Genomic DNA, 15,567 nt, shown 5'->3' on the forward strand with positions numbered 1-15,567 from the left:
ATGGCGCTCGCCACCCAATGCCCCCACTGCGGCACGATGTTCCGCGTCGCCGCGGACCAGCTCAAGCTGCGCGGGGGCATCGTGCGTTGTGGCGCCTGCACCGAGGTATTCGACGGTAACACCGCGCTGGTTGACCTGGCCACCGCGGCGCCGCCTTCCCCTCCTCCATCTTCTTCTCCACGCCGCCGCCGTGCAACGGATGCGGAGACCGCAGTCCCGGCTCCGGCAGCCGGGGAAGCGGCCGAAGACCCCATCTATACCCTCGAATTCGACCGCACCTTCGCGCCCTTCGGCATCATTCCGCAGGTAAGCGACGAGGATGGCGCGGCCGAGGGCAAGTCCTTGACCGCGCCCGTGGCCGAGGCGCAGCCGGAACCGACTCCGGAGCCTGTGCCCGAGCCAGCACCTGAGACGACACTTGAGCCGGCCCCTGAGCCATCACCTGCGCCGGAACCGGAACTGGGGCCGGAAGCGCCTGCGGCCGAGCTGCAGGTCGATGAAGCGCTGGTCGCGGCGCCGCCACCAGGCCATTACTACGACCCGGATCCTGCGCCCGCCCCTGCCGCTTCGCCCGCTCCTGCGGCCGCGAGGACCGCATCGTCCGCGCCGCCGCTGCTGCTGCGCGAATCGGGGCCCGCCACCGTCACCATGCCGCTGCCGCCCAGCGCACCGCCGGTCGCGCCGCGTACGCCGCGTACCAAGGCTGCCGAAGCGCGTGCACGCCGCTCCAAGCTGACCCCCACCAGGATCGAGCCGCCCAAGCTGCGCGTGCCGGAGCCGGACGAGCCGGAGTTCGTGCGGCGTGGACGCCAGCGCGAACGCTCGGGCAAGGCGCTGCGCATCGCCATGGCCGTCGGCAGCCTGCTGCTGCTGGTGCTGGCCGCGGCCCAGGCCGTGCGCAGCTTCCACGATCCGCTGGCGGCGCGCTACCCCGGATTGAAACCCAGCCTGGTGTCGCTGTGCGGCGTGCTCGGCTGCCGCATCGAACTGCCGGCGCAGATCGAGCAGCTGGTGATCGACACCGGCGAGCTGACCACGCTGGGCGGCAACGCCTATACCTTCAGCACCCAGCTGCGCAACCAGGGCGAGGCCACGCAGGCCTGGCCCAGCATCGAACTGACCCTGTCCGACGCCGAAGACAAGCCGCTGGTGCGGCGCGTGTTCGGTCCGCGCGACTACCTGCCGGCCGGCCCGCTGCTGGCCGCCGGATTCGCCGCGCACGCCGAGCAGCCGATCAAGCTGCACTTCCGCGTCGAGGAGCCGGCGCCGTCCGGCTACCATATCGCCGTCTTCTACCCTTGAAAGCCCATCCATGACCAAAACCGCCCTGATCTGCGGATCGATCGCGTTCGACAAGATCATGCAGTACCACGGCCGCTTCGCCGACACCCTGCTGGCCGACCAGCTGCACCGTGTGAACGTCTCCTTCCTGGTGCCGACCATGCGCCTCGAGTACGGCGGCTGCTCGGTGAATATCGCCTACAACCTCAAGCTGCTGGGCGGCGAACCGCTGATCATGGGCACCATCGGCCAGGACGGCGGCGACTACCTCGAGCGTATGAAGAAGCAGGGCCTCGAAACGCGCGGCATCCGCACCATCCCTGACGCCTACACCGCCCAGTGCTTCGTCACCGCGGACCAGGACAACAACCAGATCAACGCCTTCCACCCGGGCGCGATGCAGCACTCGCACGAGAACAGTGTCGCCGACCAGGGCGCGCTGCGCGTGGCGATCATCTCGCCGGACGGCCGCGACGGCATGATCAAGCACGCGGCCGACTGCGCCGCCCGCAAGATCCCCTTCATGTTCGATCCGGGCCAGCAGCTGCCGATGTTCTCGGGCGACGAACTGATCCGCTTCATCGACGGGGCCAGCTACCTGGCGTGCAACGATTACGAATTCGAAGTGGTGATGGACCGCACCGGCTTGAGCCTGGCCGACATCGCCGCGCGCCTGGATGCCTTGATCGTCACCCGCGGCGGCGAAGGTTCGGACATCTACGCCGGCGGCGAACACCACCGCATCCCGGCCGTGAAGGCCGAGAACATCGTCGACCCGACCGGCTGCGGCGACGCCTACCGCGCCGGCCTGCTGTACGGGATCACGAATGGCCTCGACTGGCCCACCACCGGCCGCATCGCGAGCCTGCTGGGCGCCATCAAGATTGGCTCGATCGGTGGCCAGAACCACAGCTTTACCGCGCAGGAAGTCGAACAGAAGTTTGAGGCGGCATTCGGGTACAAGTTCCGCTGACAGTCCGCGCTCACCGGGCAAAAAAATGGGTCCCATCGGGACCCATTTTTTATTGGCGCAGCGCGTTACCGGATTACCCGTAAAACACCTGCCGCAGCACGAACTGGATAATCTGGATCAGCACCAGCGCCACCAGCACCGACAGATCGATTCCGCCAACCGGCGGCACCACGCGCCGGATCGGCCGCAGGATCGGCGTATTCAGCGCGTGCACGAAGGGCGCCAGCGGCGCATGCGGATTGACCCAGCTGAAGATCGCATCGATGATCAGGAGCGCCATGAAGCCGTACAGGATCCAGGTCAGGAAGCGGTACAGGGCGTGCATCAGCACCATCTCCCCCGGCGCCCCCGCCACCAGCAGCAGCGAACTGGCCAGCAGCACGACCAGGAAGGCGCCGATCAGGCTCGCCCAGTCATAGCCGCCCATGCCCGGCACCAGGCGCCGCAGCGGCAGCACCATCCAGTCGGTCAGGGTAAAGGTGAACTGGCCGATCTGCTGCGGCGGACGCACGCGGGTTGCCTGCATCCAGAAGCGCAGCAGGAGCAATCCGCCCAGCAGGCCGGCAGCGGTATCGACGATAAACTGGAGAATGGACAGCACGTAGGCTCCTCAAAAAAAAACCGCCGTGTGAAAGATCACACAGCGGTATTTTGCCTGATCCAGGCAAGACTCGCTATCGAGCCGGAATTACGGACGGCTGCTGGTCGGGAACGGCCATGCGGCTGCCGGCGACAGCGTGGTTTTCGCTGCCGGAGCCGGTGCGGCTGCCTTGCTGTCCGATTTCGAATCGGTCGAATCCGCCTTGGAATCGGCTTTCGAATCAGCCTTGGAATCGGCTTTCACTTCCGGCTTGGCTTCGGCCTTGGTTTCCGGTTTCGATTCCGCTTTCACTTCCGGTTTGGCTTCCGCTTTTGCGGCCGGCTTTGCAGCAGGCTTGGCGGCGGATTTGGCAGCGGTCGATTTGGTCGCAGCGGTTTTGGTAGCAGCCGATTTAGCCGGAGCAGCCGATTTAGCCGGAGCAGCCGATTTAGCCGGAGCAGCCGATTTTGCCGGAGCAGCGGCTTTAGCCGGTGCTGCAGCTTTCTTGGCAGCCGGTTTAGCGGCGGCTTTCGCCGGCGCTGCGGCTTTCTTTGCAGCGGGTTTAGCCGCGGCTTTGGCCGGCGCTGCGGCTTTCTTTGCAGCCGGTTTTGCAGCGGCTTTAGCTGGAGCAGCGGCTTTCTTCGCAGCAGGCTTAGCGGCCGATTTGGTCGCGGCTGCTTTTGCTACCGGCTTGGCGGCGGCTTTCTTGGCTGCCGGTTTAGCAGCGGCCTTTTTAGCGGCAGGCTTGGCGGCCGGTTTAGCAGCAGCTTTTTTAGCGGCCGGCTTGGCTGCCGACTTGCTAGCAGCTTTTGCTGCCGGTTTAGCGGCGGCTTTCTTTGCTGCCGGTTTAGCAGCAGCTTTCTTCGCTGCAAGCTTTGCTGCCGACTTGGTTGCGGCTTTTGCTGCCGGCTTAGCAGCGGCTTTCTTTGCTGCTGGCTTTGCGGCCGACTTGGTAGCGGCTTTCGCTGCCGGCTTAGCAGCGGCTTTCTTCGCTGCCGGCTTTGCTGCCGGTTTAGCAGCGGCTTTCTTTGCTGCAGGCTTTGCTGCCGACTTGGTTGCGGCTTTTGCTGCCGGCTTGGCAGCAGCTTTCTTTGCTGCCGGCTTTGCTGCCGGTTTAGCAGCAGCTTTCTTCGCTGCCGGTTTTGCTGCCGGTTTAGCAACAGCCTTCTTCGCTGCCGGCTTAGCTGCTGCCTTGGTAGCGGTCTTGGTTGCTGCAGCTTTCTTAGCAGCAGGCTTTGCTGCCGGCTTGGCGGCGGCTTTCTTTGCTGCCGGTTTTGCTGCCGACTTGGTAGCGGTGGTCTTGCTTGCTGCAGCTTTCTTAGCAGCAGGCTTAGCGGCTGCCTTGGCCGGGGCGGCCTTGGCTGCCGGTTTTGCGGCTGCGGATTTCTTAGCTGCCGGTTTCTCGGCTGCAGCCTTTGCTGCTGGTTTCTTAGCGGTTGCCATTTTGATTCTCCTTCATCTGCGATGAGAAATACGCTCAAGTTTTAAAACCCGCCCACCCAAACTGTGGCGGGCGAATTATTCATCGGACCAAACCGTCAGGCGATTTGGGCCAATGAATCCGGCACCGGCTGAACTGCTGCAACTCCTCACAATTGCAGCGCTTCAGCCAACGTCGCTAGGTAACCGACTCAACGCGTTTTCACATCGCTACCCTTGCGGGCGCGAAAAGAAAAAGCCGCCTTGCCTGAACTCGGTCAGGCAGTGCGGCTTGTTCTTTTCGCTTCGCTTAAGTGCATACTGATTGAATCAGTGTCCTATTTATCGATCGATTACTGCCCGGATGCACGCGACAATATCACATGTTCACGTTTTGACAAATTCAAACACGTAAAGTACACGAAAACTTTGTGAGTGCGCAACCCATCCGCCACAAACCAAATCATGTTTCGCACTTAAACATGCTATTGCGCATTCGTCCGTCAACCATCACACGGAATCGCATTTCAACTGATCGACAAACCATCTTCCCGCCGGTCCTGGCGGCTGGTCTTTGAGCCAGATCGCATGCATTGAAAAAGCCGTTCCCAACAATGGATGCGCTTTCAAACGGAGCTGCTGCAATGATCCGTCGGCGAGATCTCCACGCACCATATGCAGTGGCATGCTGCCCCACCCGAGGCCCGCGCGCAGGAACGCGTGCTTGGCGCCGAGATCGGCCAGCCGCCACACCAGCGGCGACATCACGCCGAACTCGCGGCCCGCTGTGAGCGAGGAACGGTCGGTGAGCACCAGCTGCACATGCTTTGACATCTCGGCACGCGAGACAGTGCCCTTGATTTTTGCGAGCGGATGTCCAGGGGCGGCGACGGTGGCCGACGGGATCGCGGCGAGGTACTCGGACGCGCAGCCCTGCGGGACGTCGGGCAGCGATCCGATCACGGCGATGCGGCACCGGCCATCGAGCAGCGGCTGCACGACCGCGCCAAGGGCTTCGACGTACAGGCGCAGCGGCGTGGCGGGGAAGCTGCGGTGGAAGGCCTGCACCGCATTGGTGAGCGTCGCGATCGGGAACATCACGTCGACCGCAACCGCGAGTTCGGGCTCGAGTCCTTCCGCCAGCGTGCGTGCCCGCGCCTTGAAGGCGTCCATGCTGTCCGCCGCCGCACGCGCCTGCTCCAGCAGCGAGCGCCCGGCCTCGGTGAGTTGCGGATAGCGCGCGCTACGGTCGAACAGTGCAAAGCCCACCTGCAGTTCGAGATTGGCCAGCGTGTGGCTGACGACCGACTGCGCGCGCCGCAGCTTGCGTCCCGCGGCGGAGAAGCTGCCCTCGTCGGCTGCGGCAATGAAAGTGCGCAGCTGGTCCATGGTGAGGCCGTCGAGCATCCATCTACTCCTTCGATATTTATCATCGAATTATATAGGCTTCCTCGATTGGTCCCTGATGCCTAAGATGACTTCATCGCAGCGACAAACACTGCGCAGACAAACCGAACCCAACATCCAAAGGAGCTGCCATGAATACCATCGCCACCCAATCGACCGCCACCCAATCCACCCTGCCGGCCATCGGCCGCGTGCTGCTCGCCGCGATCTTCGTCTTGAGCGGCGTCGGCAAGGCGCTCGCACCGAGTGGCACCATCGGCTACATCGAATCGGTGGGACTGCCGTTCGCAACGCTCGGCCTGGTGGCCGCGATCGCGATCGAACTGGGTGGCGGCGTGATGCTCGCGCTGGGCATCAAGACGCGCCTTGTGGCCGCCCTGCTGGCAGCCTTCTCGGTGGTGACCGCGCTGGTGTTCCACAACGCCCTCGGCGACCAGAACCAGCTGATCCACTTCATGAAGAACATCGCGATGGCGGGTGGCCTGCTGCAGGTGGTGGCTTTCGGTGCCGGCGCCGTAGGGCGGGCAGGGTAATTTCGGGCAATGCTCGAAATTACGCCCACGCGGTGATAGTTTCAATTTGAACAGGCGCACAGGCTGCAGTAGCGCAGCTTGACCGCGTGGGCGGGAGACCCGCCCACCCTACGGATTACTCGACCACCCGGAGCAAATCCATCTTGCACAGCCAGGCCAGCCCGCGCAGCAGCGTTGGGCGGTCGCACGGTCCCAGCGTGTCGATCAGTTCCTCCACCTCCACCGGGCGCGGACCGATCGCGCCGAACAGCTGCCCGAAGTCTTCCATCGTCGGCAGGGAGGCCGCGGCGAAGCGGTTGATCGCCAGCTCCCGGTACTGTTTCACCAGGGCCAGCGAGGAGTCCGGCGTCAATTCCACCAGCGAGGCCGCCGTGAGCGGCCGCGTCGCATAGCTCGCGAACAGCTTGAAGGGATCGGGGCGGTCCGGTGCGCGCGCCGGCAGCGGCGGCGCCAGCTTCGGATCGGCGCGGCGGCGCTCGGCCAGCTCGTCCCACAGCACGCGGTAGCGCGCCAGGATCGCGCTCCAGTCGTATTCCGCCTGCGCATGCCGGCGCGCCTGCTCGCCCAGGCGGCGCCGCAGACTCCCATCGCGCACCAGCTGTCCGTAGGCCTGCGCCAGCAGCGCACCATCCACCGCCACCGCCTGGCTGGCGTGGCCGCAGTACATGTCGAAGCTGTCCACGCCATCGTCGTAGCGCAACGCCAGGTCGAGGCCCGCGCCCGGTCCCGGCATCACGGTCGGGATGCGGTAGCCGTCGACGCCGTCGCGCACCGTGTCGCGGTAGCCGTTCCAGTCCGACACCACGCAGGGCAGCCCGGCCGCCATCGCTTCGACCGGGGTCAGGCCGAAGGTTTCCTGCACATTGTCGGCGAGCGAGGTGAACACGTCCGCGGCAGCCCAGGCATCGAGCTGGGCGTCCGGCAGGCGGCCATCGAGTTCGACCAGCCGCACCGAAGGGCACAGCAGCGCCGCCGCTTCGCGAAACGCGGCCTCGATCGCTTCGCCCGCGTACCAGCCGGCGATGATCAGGTGCACGCGCCGCCCGCCCTTGTCGGCGCGTTCCAGCGCGCTAAACATCTGCTGCGGATGCGACTTGGCATGCACCGACAGGCGGCCCAGGTAGAGGAAGGCCACATCGTCGGCGCCGATGCCCATGCGCGCACGCGCCTGTTCGCGCCGCCCTGCATCCGGCGTGAAGTCCGCGCAGTGCACGCCGAGCGGGATCAAGGGCAGCTGGGGCAGTTCGAAGCGCTGGGCGGCGAGCCGCGTGCGCAGGTAGTCGGCCTGTTCCTCGACCAGCACGCGCAGGCTGTCGCGCACCACGCGCGAGGTGCAGACGATCGCGTCCCAGCTGCGCACCGGCGCCACCAGCAAGTCGGTCACCATGCTCATCATCTCGTGCGAGGCGGTGGCATGGGTGATGCCGCACAGGCTGTAGCGGTGCTCGCCCGCCGCCAGCCGGCGCCAGGCCAGGCGCTCGATGCCGGGACCGGGATGGTACAGGCAGCCGAAGCGCTCCAGGCGCTGCGGCGCCGAAGGCGGCACCCAGCCGATCTCGCCACGGTAGCCATCGGCACGCAGCGCTGCTTCAAACGCCTCGGCGTGGCTGCGCTCCGCGGCGAAACAACCGATCGCGTCCCAGCCGTCGTACCGCGCGAGTGCCTGCAGCAGGCCCACGCCGGCCGATTGCCGGCCCATCAGCTTCTGGCCGGCCACGGAGAACGATTCTGGAATGTAGTGCAAGGCAAAACTGTCGGGCATGTGGTCTCCTGCGGCCAAGCGATCCCGGGACGACGGATACCGCTGACCTGTGCCGGCCATGATAGCGGTGGCGCCTGGAGCATGGCGCAAGCGTGGCCCTCGACGACGACAGCATGGCGGGAGCGCCATTTATTGCTTAGGAGACGCAAGGCTTTGATCTCGCACAGAACCGGCTCTAACGGGCTCATCTGGAGCCGGGCGGCCGCACTACACTTCGGAATGAATGGGGCCGCTGCCTGGCTCGCCGGTGCGCCAGGCCTTTCGATGCGCTACGCGGCCGACCTGGGTACGGTCTTCGCACCGGTTACGGTAAACAGGAGGACGTATGAGCAACATGACCCAATGGTGCGCCCGCCTGGGCGTGATCGCAGCCGCCACGCTGCTGTGCACCCAGGCCGGCGCCGCCGACGCGGTACGCTACTGGGGCGCGCATGCGGGCGTGAACACACCGACATCCTGGAATGCCCAGGTGGACTACGGCGCGGGCAGCTTGGCGACGGCGCGCCTGGACCTGGACCGCGGGGCGCACGCCGGCCTGGTGCTTGGCCGCCAGTCCGGACATGCACGCTACGAGCTGGAATATGAAGCCGGCCGCATGAAGACCAAACGACTGACGATCGGGCCGCGCAGCGCGGCGCTCGGCGCGCGGGGCCGCTACCAGGCGCTGTTCGCGAATGTCTACCGCGTCGAGCAACTGAATGAATCGATCGATGCCTTCGTCGGCGCAGGCATCGGCTGGGGGCGCGCGACCATGCCGCGGGTGGGCCTGGGGGATGGCTGCAGTTGCTTCGGCCCGGCGTCGCAGAGCGGCTTCGCATGGCAGCTGCGCGCCGGCCTGGGCTACCGCGTCTCTGCGCAGTCCAGCGTGTCGCTGCAAACCACCTGGCTCGCCCTGCCGCGTCCGGAAGCCGAAGGACCGCCCGCGGTGCGTTATGCGCGCAAGCGTTTCGGCGCGCTCACGCTGGGCTATAGCCGGCAGTTCTGAGGCGCCGGCCAGGATCGACGGTGGCTGAAACCTCAGCCGCCGCCGCAGCCGCCGCCACAGCCGCCACTGCAGCCACTGCCGCCATCGCCGCAGCCGGCGTCGCCGTCGCAGCCAGCAGCGGCGCCGCCGGCATCCCCGGATGCGTCGCGCGCTTCCCGGGCCTGGGCATACTCGGCCTGGCTGATCAAGCCTGCCTGCAGCAAGGCGGTTGGCATCAAGGCCCTCGGAAAGCTGGGGCGCCCGGCCGGACGCCCCAGCTGGTCCAGCGGCGAGCAGGCAACCCGGCCGCCAATGACCCGGTATCCAAAACCGCTTGGCATGCCGAGCTGTAAATCCAGGGTGAACAGGCGCGGCAGGTCGGGGCCGGCGGGCGGCTTCGATGCACGGCGGCGTGCCTGCACCAGGCAGGTCGCGAGCGCCCCGCCCATCGCCCCTTGCATGCGCGCCTTCTCGAGGTGCGGGATGGTTTTGCCGAAATGGCGGGTGCAGAAGCGGTCAAGGCTTGACGCGTCCATGCGCGCCCAGGCGTGCCAGACCGAGTCTGCCGCACGCGAGGGCAGCGCGCAGGGCCTGCCGGCGGCGGCGACGCAGTCGAAGAAGATCATCAGGCCTTCGGCCGACTGGGCATAGAAGGAAGCGTCGCGCGGAATGCCGGGAAACTCACGGTGGGCCGTCTCTGCCCAATAGGGAAAGAGCGCGGGCGGTGTCTCCGCCAGTACCGCGGCATAGGTCGATTGGGCGAATTCCCACTCCACGGTGCGCGCCACCGCGCGCGGCGTATCCCTCACGTTCATTGCATCCTCCGTTATGGCGATCCGGACACCTTATTCTAGGCCAGCCCGGCGGATGATGACCGAGCTCAACAACAAAAACCCGTCTTGCGACGGGTTCGTGGGGAGCTTCAGCGCTGCGGCGCGATGCGCCAGACAGTGCCGCCGGCGTCGTCGACCACCAGCAGTGCGCCATCCGCCGCCACTTCGACAGCAGCCGGACGGCCCCAGACGTCACGGTCGCTCAGTACCATGCCGCTCATGAAGTCCTGGTACTGACCGGTCGGCACGCCGTTCTTCATGAACACGCGCACCACCTTGTAGCCGGTGCGCACGCCGCGGTTCCAGGAGCCGTGCAGGGCCACGAAGACGTCACCTTCGTACTCCTTCGGGAAAGCGTTCTTCGCACCCTTCGGGGCCTGGTAGACCACCATGCCGAGCGGCGCCGAGTGCGACTGGATGAGCACGTCCGGCACGATCGTCTTGCCCTTCAGGTCCGGACGCTGGCCCTTCAGGCGCGGGTCTTCGTTGTCGCCGATGTAGTACCACGGCCAGCCGTAGAAGCCGCCCTGCTTCACGCGCGTGAGGTAGTCCGGCGGCAGGTTGTCGCCCAGCGCATCGCGCTCGTTCACGGTGCACATCACGTCGCCGGTGCCGGGATAGACCAGCATGCCGACGCAGTTGCGCAGGCCGGTGGCGTAGGTGCGGCGGTTCTTGCCGTCCACATCGAAGGCCATGACGGTGGCGCGGTCGGTCTCCACGCCCCAGGCGCCGCCCACGCCATGTTTCGCTTCCCACTGCGGCAGCGGCTCGGGCGCCGTCGCACCGATCTCGGTGGCGACATTGGTGGCCGAGCCGATCGACAGCAGCAGGGTCTTGCCATCCTGCGAGAAGGCCAGCGTGCGGGTGGTGTGGCCGCCGCTGGTATCGGACAGCTGCGCCACCACGGTTTCCGGCGCGCTGCGCGCCTTCAGGTCGCCGTTGCGGTACGGGATCCGCACGATCGAATTGATGTTGGCGACGTACAGGTATTGCGGATTGGCGCCGGACGGCCAGAAGGCCATGCCGTAGGGGCGGCTCAAGCCGGTGGCGAAGACTTCCGGGGTGGCGCCCGATGCGCCGTCCTTCGCGCGCACCACCTTGATGTCGCCCTTGGCGGTGGCGGCCAGGAAGATGTCGCCGTTCGGCGCACGCAGCGCCACGCGCGGCTTGTCCGCGTCGCTGGCAAAGACACTCACCGCGAAGCCCTGCGGCACGGTCGGCATGCTGCCGTTCGGACGCGCCTCCACGCGCGGGCCGTTGCCGGCGCTGCTGGTGGCGAAGGGCGGCGGCAGGTCCGAGAGCTTGATGTGGTGGATGCGGCCGGGCTGGTTGTCGTCCCAGGAGCCGGTGCGCTCCGCGGCGGTGGCGGGCTTCGCCGCGGCCGGCGCGGCCGCAGCGGCGGGACCCTGCAGGCTGGCGAGATAGTCGACCAGCGCGGCGCGGGTTTGCTTGTCGGGCACGCCGACCGGCATCGTAGTGCCCGGCACGTTCTTGGCCGGATCGAGCAGGAACAGGTCCAGTTCTTCGCGGGTCCAGGTCTTGCCGGCGGCGCCGGCTTTGACCAGCGCGGCGGAATAGTTATAGCCGGGGACGGAAGCCGCCTTGCGCCCAAGGACACGGAACAGGCCCGGGCCGGCGCGCGAGGACAGGTTCGCGTCCACGCTGTGGCAGCTGGCGCAGTTGTTCTGGAAGGTAGTCTGGCCGGCGGTCGGCGCCGCATGGGCGCTGGACAGCGCCGCCAGGCTGGCGAGCAGCGCTGCATGCAGCGTCAGGGTCTTGGCTTGCAAAGGGGTTCTCCTATTTTCGGGATGCGGAACTGGACAGCTCGACATCATACCTGCGCCCCTCTCATTCTGCCCCGGGCGCGAACGGATCCGGTGGCGTCGGGCTGGTCATCCAGCGCTGCAAGGGGCCGTGCGGTTCGTAGCGCAGGGTGCCGAACAGCCGGAACAACGCTTCGATCCGTGTTTTTGACGCCGTATTGAAGTCCAGCGGCGGCACCAGCGCACCTTCTGCATTCGTCACCATGCCCCAGGTGCCCTGGCCGTGGCCGCCCTTGTTGCTCACGTATTTATAGGACCAGGCGGTGGCGGCCCAGCCCATCTTCGCGTAGGTATCGAAGCTGGCGCGCGCCACCTGGCCACCCAGTTCGAGGCCCATGCTGGCCCAGGGCTGGATCTCGCCCAGGTAGAAGGGCGTGTCGAGCGCCTGGATACGGCGGTCCCATTCGCACACGGTATTTGGGCTGCCCGGCTCGCAGCGCAGCCAGGCGCGGTGCACGTCGCGGCCCGCCGTGCTCCAGCCGAAGTGGCCAGGGTAGGGATGTATCTCGAAGGCGACGTTGGTCATGCCTTTGTCGGATGGTTTGCCATAGGCCTGGATGTCGTCCTTGACGTGGCCGGGCAGGATGATCACGTGGTTTGGGTCGACCGCGCGCACCGTCTTGTACAGGGTCTCGACCACGGCGGCCATGTTGGCCGAGTCGGTGCCCCAGGGTTCGTTCAGCAGGCTGTAGCCGGCGACCGAGGGGCGGTCGCGATAGCGGCCTGCTACCTGCTGCCACAGCCACACGGTGCGCTTCTGGTATTCCGGCACGCTCCAGTACTGATTGCGGCCGGCGCAGCCGCTGTGGTGTTCCCAGCCCTGGCTGCCGGCGGCGCCGTGCAGGTCGAGGATGACATAGATGCCGCGCCGTTCGGCCTGTTCGATGGCCCAGTCCAGGTAGCGCCAGGCATCCGGGCGCAGGCTGCCGGGCTTCTTTTCTTCTTCGACCACCGTGTGGATGAAGGGGATGCGCACCAGGTTGACGCCAAAGGCGGCCAGGCGGTCCCAGTCCTGGCTCGTCATCCAGTTGTCGCGAAAGAGCCTCATCAGGCGCTCGCGCTCGGGGTAGCCGAAACGCCGGTCCAGGGTCGCCTCCAGCTTGCACTGGTCGTCGATGCCGTTGCTGCCCTGCCCCATCATCCAGAACTCGTTGATCAGCCAGTTGCCGAGGTTGGCGCCCCTCAAGACGATGGGCTTGCCGTCCGCCGTGACCCAGCGGGCGCCCTGGGCGCGGACCATCTGGCCGGGCTCCGCGATCCTGGCGCCGGCCTGGGCCGCCGTCGCCGGCATCGAGGCCGCGAGTATCGCCACCAGCATGGCGCGCGCCGCGCCGGGTCCGATTTGCCTGCTCCTGCGCAAATGCATCCTTGCCTCCTGCTCTCAGCTGTTCACTGGAAACGTTCCCATCTCATCTGAAAGCATAGCATCCGGCGGCCCTGCCATGGTGGATTTGCTGCGCCCCGGTATCGCGTGTCGGGCCAGGCAGGCGAACGCTATAATGCTCAAAAACTGTTCAAAAGATATGGCGCTGAGATCAATGCAAGCAGACGAGCCGGGCAAAGAATCCTTGCATGCCGAGCTCGCCCGCTACCGGTTCATTACCGGACTCGACGACGCCATCCGCCTGCTCACCGATCCCGAGCAGATCGCCGGCACCGCCGCGCGCCTGCTGGGCGAACACCTTGGCGCGGACCGCTGCGCCTATGCCTATGTCAGCGAAGACGAAGGCAGCTTCACCCTGACGGGCAACTACACCAATGGCCTGGACAGCATCGTCGGACGCTACCAATTGGCGGCCTTCGGCGCCGCATTCACACGCCTGAACTGCGCCGGCCTGCCCTATGTCGTCACGGATGCCGAGGTCGATGAACGCGTCAGCGACGTACTGCAGGCCTACCGCGACACCGGCATCCGCGCAGTCATCTCCGTCCCCGTGATTAAGGGCAAGCGCTGGGTGGCGGGCATGGCCCTGCACCAGTCGCAGCCGCGCGAGTGGCAGGAACATGACATCAGGCTGCTGGAGGCGGTCGCGAACCGCTGCTGGGAATCGATCGAGCGCAGCCGCATCGCCATCGAGCTGCGCGCGGCCGAGGAGCGCGTGCGCAGCAGCCACGATTACCTGCGCCTGCTGGTCGACTGCACCGAAGAAGGCTTTTATTCGGTCGACCGCGACGGCGTTACGATCATGTGCAACGCGGCCTTCCTCAAGATGCTGGGATTCCGGCATGAGGACGAAGCCATCGGCAAGAAGCTGCACGATGTGATCCACCACTCGCACCCGGACGGCTCGCATTACTGCGTCGCGGACTGCCCGATCTACCGCGCCGCCCAGTTCGGGGTGCCAGCCGTAATCGAGGACGAACTGTTCTTCCGGCTGGACGGTTCCAGCTTCCCCGTCGAGTACCGTGCCCGCCCGGTGTGGCGCGACGGACAACTGGAGGGCGCGGTCTGCACCTTTGTCGACCTGACCCAGCGCCGGCGCACCGAAGACGCGCTGCGCAAGAGCGAGATCCACCTGCAGTCGGTGTTCCACCAGAGCGCGGCCGGCATCTGCGAAACCGACCTGGGAGGACGTATCCTGCAGGTCAACGACCGTTATTGCGAGATCCTGGGACGCACGCGCGAAGAGCTGCTCGCGATCCGCATGCAGGACATCACGCATCCCGACGACCTGGCCCAGAACGTCCCGTTGTTCAAGCGCGCGGTCGCCACCGGCGAGGCCTTCGAGATCGAAAAGCGCTACCTCCGTCCGGACGGCAGCTTTATCTGGGTCAGCAATACGGTAAGTCTGATCCGCGTCCCCGGCGGCCCCGCCGTCGACAGCATCCTTGCGGTCTGCATCGACATCAGCAAGCGCAAGCGCGCCGAGGAAGCCTTGCGCGAAGCCGACCGCCGCAAGGACGAATTCCTGGCCATGCTGGCGCATGAGCTACGCAACCCGATGGCCCCGATCCGCGCCGCCGCCGACCTGCTCGAGACAAGAGAGCTGCCTCCCGAACAGCGCCGCCGCACCAGCCAGATCATCTCACGCCAGGTGCGGCACATGACCGGCCTGGTGGACGACCTACTGGATGTCTCGCGCGTGACACGCGGGCGGGTGGAGCTGCAGAAGACCCGGCTGGACGCGAAGCAGGTCATCGCCGACGCCATCGAACAGACCCGCCCGCTGATGGAAGCCAAGCGCCATCGGCTGGTGGTGGAACTGGCATCCGATGCCGCCCAGGTGCTGGGCGACCACAAGCGCCTGGTGCAGGTGCTGAGCAATCTGCTCAATAACGCGGCCAAGTACACGCCCGCGGGCGGGCGTATCACCGTGACGATGGGAACGAGCGATGCGCAGGTGCTGCTGGAAGTGGCCGACAACGGCATCGGTATCGCGCCCGAACTGCAGGGACGCGTGTTCGACCTGTTCGCCCAGGCCGATCGCAGCGTCGACCGTTCGCAGGGCGGCCTCGGCATCGGCTTGGCCCTGGTGAAAAGCCTGGTGGACCTGCATGGCGGCAGCGTCATTTGCCGCAGCGAAGGCGAAGGCCAGGGCAGCCGCTTCATCGTCACCCTGCCGCGTGCCGCCAGACAGGAAGCGCCTGTGCGGGCGCAGGAAGAAGCAGTGCCGGCGGTGCCGGCGGGCAGGCGGCGCACCCTGGTAGTCGACGACAACGTCGATGCGGCGCAGATGCTGGGCATGTGCCTGGAAGCGGCAGGCCACGAAGTCATGCTCGAATACAGTCCGTTGCCGGCGCTCGAGCGGGCTAGACTCGTGCGCCCCGAGATCTGCATCCTCGACATCGGCTTGCCCGGGATCGACGGCAACGAGCTGGCGCGCCGCCTGCGGGCGCAGCCGGAAACCAGCGGAGCGACCCTGATCGCCCTGACGGGATACGGGCAGGAGCAGGACCGCTGCAGCGCCTTGGCGGCGGGCTTCGACCACCACCTGGTCAAGCCGGTCGCGGCGCCCGAGTTGCTGGCGCTGGTCGCCAAGGCGTCGCGCTAG

The 15,567-nt window shown here is 66.4% G+C and carries 12 protein-coding genes; 5 read left to right on the forward strand and 7 right to left on the reverse strand.

What is annotated here, in order from left to right:
* Together LK539_RS14460 and LK539_RS14465 are read left to right on the forward strand one after the other, a co-directional pair.
* Nucleotides 1-1,302, forward strand: a complete 1,302-nt coding sequence (locus LK539_RS14460; protein WP_227801690.1) for a zinc-ribbon and DUF3426 domain-containing protein — start codon at nt 1-3, stop codon at nt 1,300-1,302.
* Nucleotides 1,303-1,312: 10 nt separating this feature from the next.
* Nucleotides 1,313-2,254, forward strand: coding sequence for a carbohydrate kinase family protein (locus LK539_RS14465; protein WP_227801691.1), 942 nt, complete (start codon nt 1,313-1,315; stop codon nt 2,252-2,254).
* Between the two features lie 73 nt (nt 2,255-2,327).
* Here LK539_RS14465 and LK539_RS14470 read toward each other — a convergent pair whose 3' ends face one another.
* The 3 genes from LK539_RS14470 to LK539_RS14480 all read right to left on the reverse strand — a co-directional run bounded on the left by LK539_RS14470 (nt 2,328) and on the right by LK539_RS14480 (nt 5,660).
* Nucleotides 2,328-2,855 (reverse strand): YggT family protein, encoded by a 528-nt coding sequence (locus LK539_RS14470; RefSeq protein WP_227801692.1) that lies wholly within the window; start codon nt 2,853-2,855, stop codon nt 2,328-2,330.
* Between the two features lie 87 nt (nt 2,856-2,942).
* Nucleotides 2,943-4,277, reverse strand: a complete 1,335-nt coding sequence (locus LK539_RS14475) for a transcriptional regulator (protein ID WP_227801693.1) — start codon at nt 4,275-4,277, stop codon at nt 2,943-2,945.
* A gap of 486 nt (nt 4,278-4,763) precedes the next feature.
* Entirely contained in the window at nt 4,764-5,660 is an 897-nt protein-coding gene (locus tag LK539_RS14480; RefSeq protein ID WP_227801694.1) for a LysR family transcriptional regulator, read from the reverse strand.
* A gap of 131 nt (nt 5,661-5,791) precedes the next feature.
* Here LK539_RS14480 and LK539_RS14485 point away from each other — a divergent pair, with 131 nt between their 5' ends.
* Nucleotides 5,792-6,193, forward strand: a complete 402-nt coding sequence (locus LK539_RS14485; RefSeq protein ID WP_227801696.1) for a DoxX family protein — start codon at nt 5,792-5,794, stop codon at nt 6,191-6,193.
* Nucleotides 6,194-6,308: 115 nt separating this feature from the next.
* On the opposite strand, the gene LK539_RS14490 is transcribed toward LK539_RS14485, so the two are convergent.
* Nucleotides 6,309-7,955, reverse strand: a complete 1,647-nt coding sequence (locus LK539_RS14490; RefSeq protein WP_227801697.1) for a glycosyltransferase family 4 protein — start codon at nt 7,953-7,955, stop codon at nt 6,309-6,311.
* 325 nt (nt 7,956-8,280) lie between these two features.
* Here LK539_RS14490 and LK539_RS14495 point away from each other — a divergent pair, with 325 nt between their 5' ends.
* Nucleotides 8,281-8,940 carry an outer membrane beta-barrel protein gene (locus LK539_RS14495; RefSeq protein WP_227801699.1) on the forward strand — a complete coding sequence of 220 codons (660 nt, stop codon included), beginning with the start codon at nt 8,281-8,283 and terminating at the stop codon, nt 8,938-8,940.
* A 32-nt stretch (nt 8,941-8,972) separates the two neighbouring features.
* On the opposite strand, the gene LK539_RS14500 is transcribed toward LK539_RS14495, so the two are convergent.
* The 3 genes from LK539_RS14500 to LK539_RS14510 all read right to left on the reverse strand — a co-directional run bounded on the left by LK539_RS14500 (nt 8,973) and on the right by LK539_RS14510 (nt 12,941).
* Nucleotides 8,973-9,734, reverse strand: a complete 762-nt coding sequence (locus LK539_RS14500; protein ID WP_227801701.1) for a hypothetical protein — start codon at nt 9,732-9,734, stop codon at nt 8,973-8,975.
* 107 nt (nt 9,735-9,841) lie between these two features.
* The gene (locus LK539_RS14505; protein ID WP_227801702.1) at nt 9,842-11,539 is read right to left on the reverse strand and encodes a PQQ-dependent sugar dehydrogenase; all 1,698 of its coding nucleotides are present in this window, start codon (nt 11,537-11,539) and stop codon (nt 9,842-9,844) included.
* Nucleotides 11,540-11,600: 61 nt separating this feature from the next.
* The gene (locus LK539_RS14510) at nt 11,601-12,941 is read right to left on the reverse strand and encodes a glycoside hydrolase family 5 protein (RefSeq protein WP_227801704.1); all 1,341 of its coding nucleotides are present in this window, start codon (nt 12,939-12,941) and stop codon (nt 11,601-11,603) included.
* Between the two features lie 172 nt (nt 12,942-13,113).
* On the opposite strand from LK539_RS14510, the gene LK539_RS14515 reads away from it, so the two are divergent.
* Complete coding sequence (locus LK539_RS14515; protein WP_227801705.1) at nt 13,114-15,567, forward strand: PAS domain S-box protein; 2,454 nt, start codon at nt 13,114-13,116, stop codon at nt 15,565-15,567.

The organism is Massilia sp. IC2-476 (assembly GCF_020707295.1).
In the GTDB taxonomy this organism is placed as follows: domain Bacteria; phylum Pseudomonadota; class Gammaproteobacteria; order Burkholderiales; family Burkholderiaceae_D; genus Telluria.

What these genes read in the sequence shown, in the direction of transcription:
- LK539_RS14460 (WP_227801690.1), top strand. Translation starts at nt 1, where the DNA reads ATGGCGCTCGCCACCCAATGCCCCCACTGCGGCACGATGTTCCGCGTC.
- LK539_RS14465 (WP_227801691.1), top strand. Translation starts at nt 1,313, where the DNA reads ATGACCAAAACCGCCCTGATCTGCGGATCGATCGCGTTCGACAAGATC.
- LK539_RS14475 (WP_227801693.1), bottom strand. Translation starts at nt 4,277, where the DNA reads ATGGCAACCGCTAAGAAACCAGCAGCAAAGGCTGCAGCCGAGAAACCG.
- LK539_RS14480 (WP_227801694.1), bottom strand. Translation starts at nt 5,660, where the DNA reads ATGCTCGACGGCCTCACCATGGACCAGCTGCGCACTTTCATTGCCGCA.
- LK539_RS14485 (WP_227801696.1), top strand. Translation starts at nt 5,792, where the DNA reads ATGAATACCATCGCCACCCAATCGACCGCCACCCAATCCACCCTGCCG.
- LK539_RS14490 (WP_227801697.1), bottom strand. Translation starts at nt 7,955, where the DNA reads ATGCCCGACAGTTTTGCCTTGCACTACATTCCAGAATCGTTCTCCGTG.
- LK539_RS14495 (WP_227801699.1), top strand. Translation starts at nt 8,281, where the DNA reads ATGAGCAACATGACCCAATGGTGCGCCCGCCTGGGCGTGATCGCAGCC.
- LK539_RS14500 (WP_227801701.1), bottom strand. Translation starts at nt 9,734, where the DNA reads ATGAACGTGAGGGATACGCCGCGCGCGGTGGCGCGCACCGTGGAGTGG.
- LK539_RS14510 (WP_227801704.1), bottom strand. Translation starts at nt 12,941, where the DNA reads ATGCATTTGCGCAGGAGCAGGCAAATCGGACCCGGCGCGGCGCGCGCC.
- LK539_RS14515 (WP_227801705.1), top strand. Translation starts at nt 13,114, where the DNA reads ATGCAAGCAGACGAGCCGGGCAAAGAATCCTTGCATGCCGAGCTCGCC.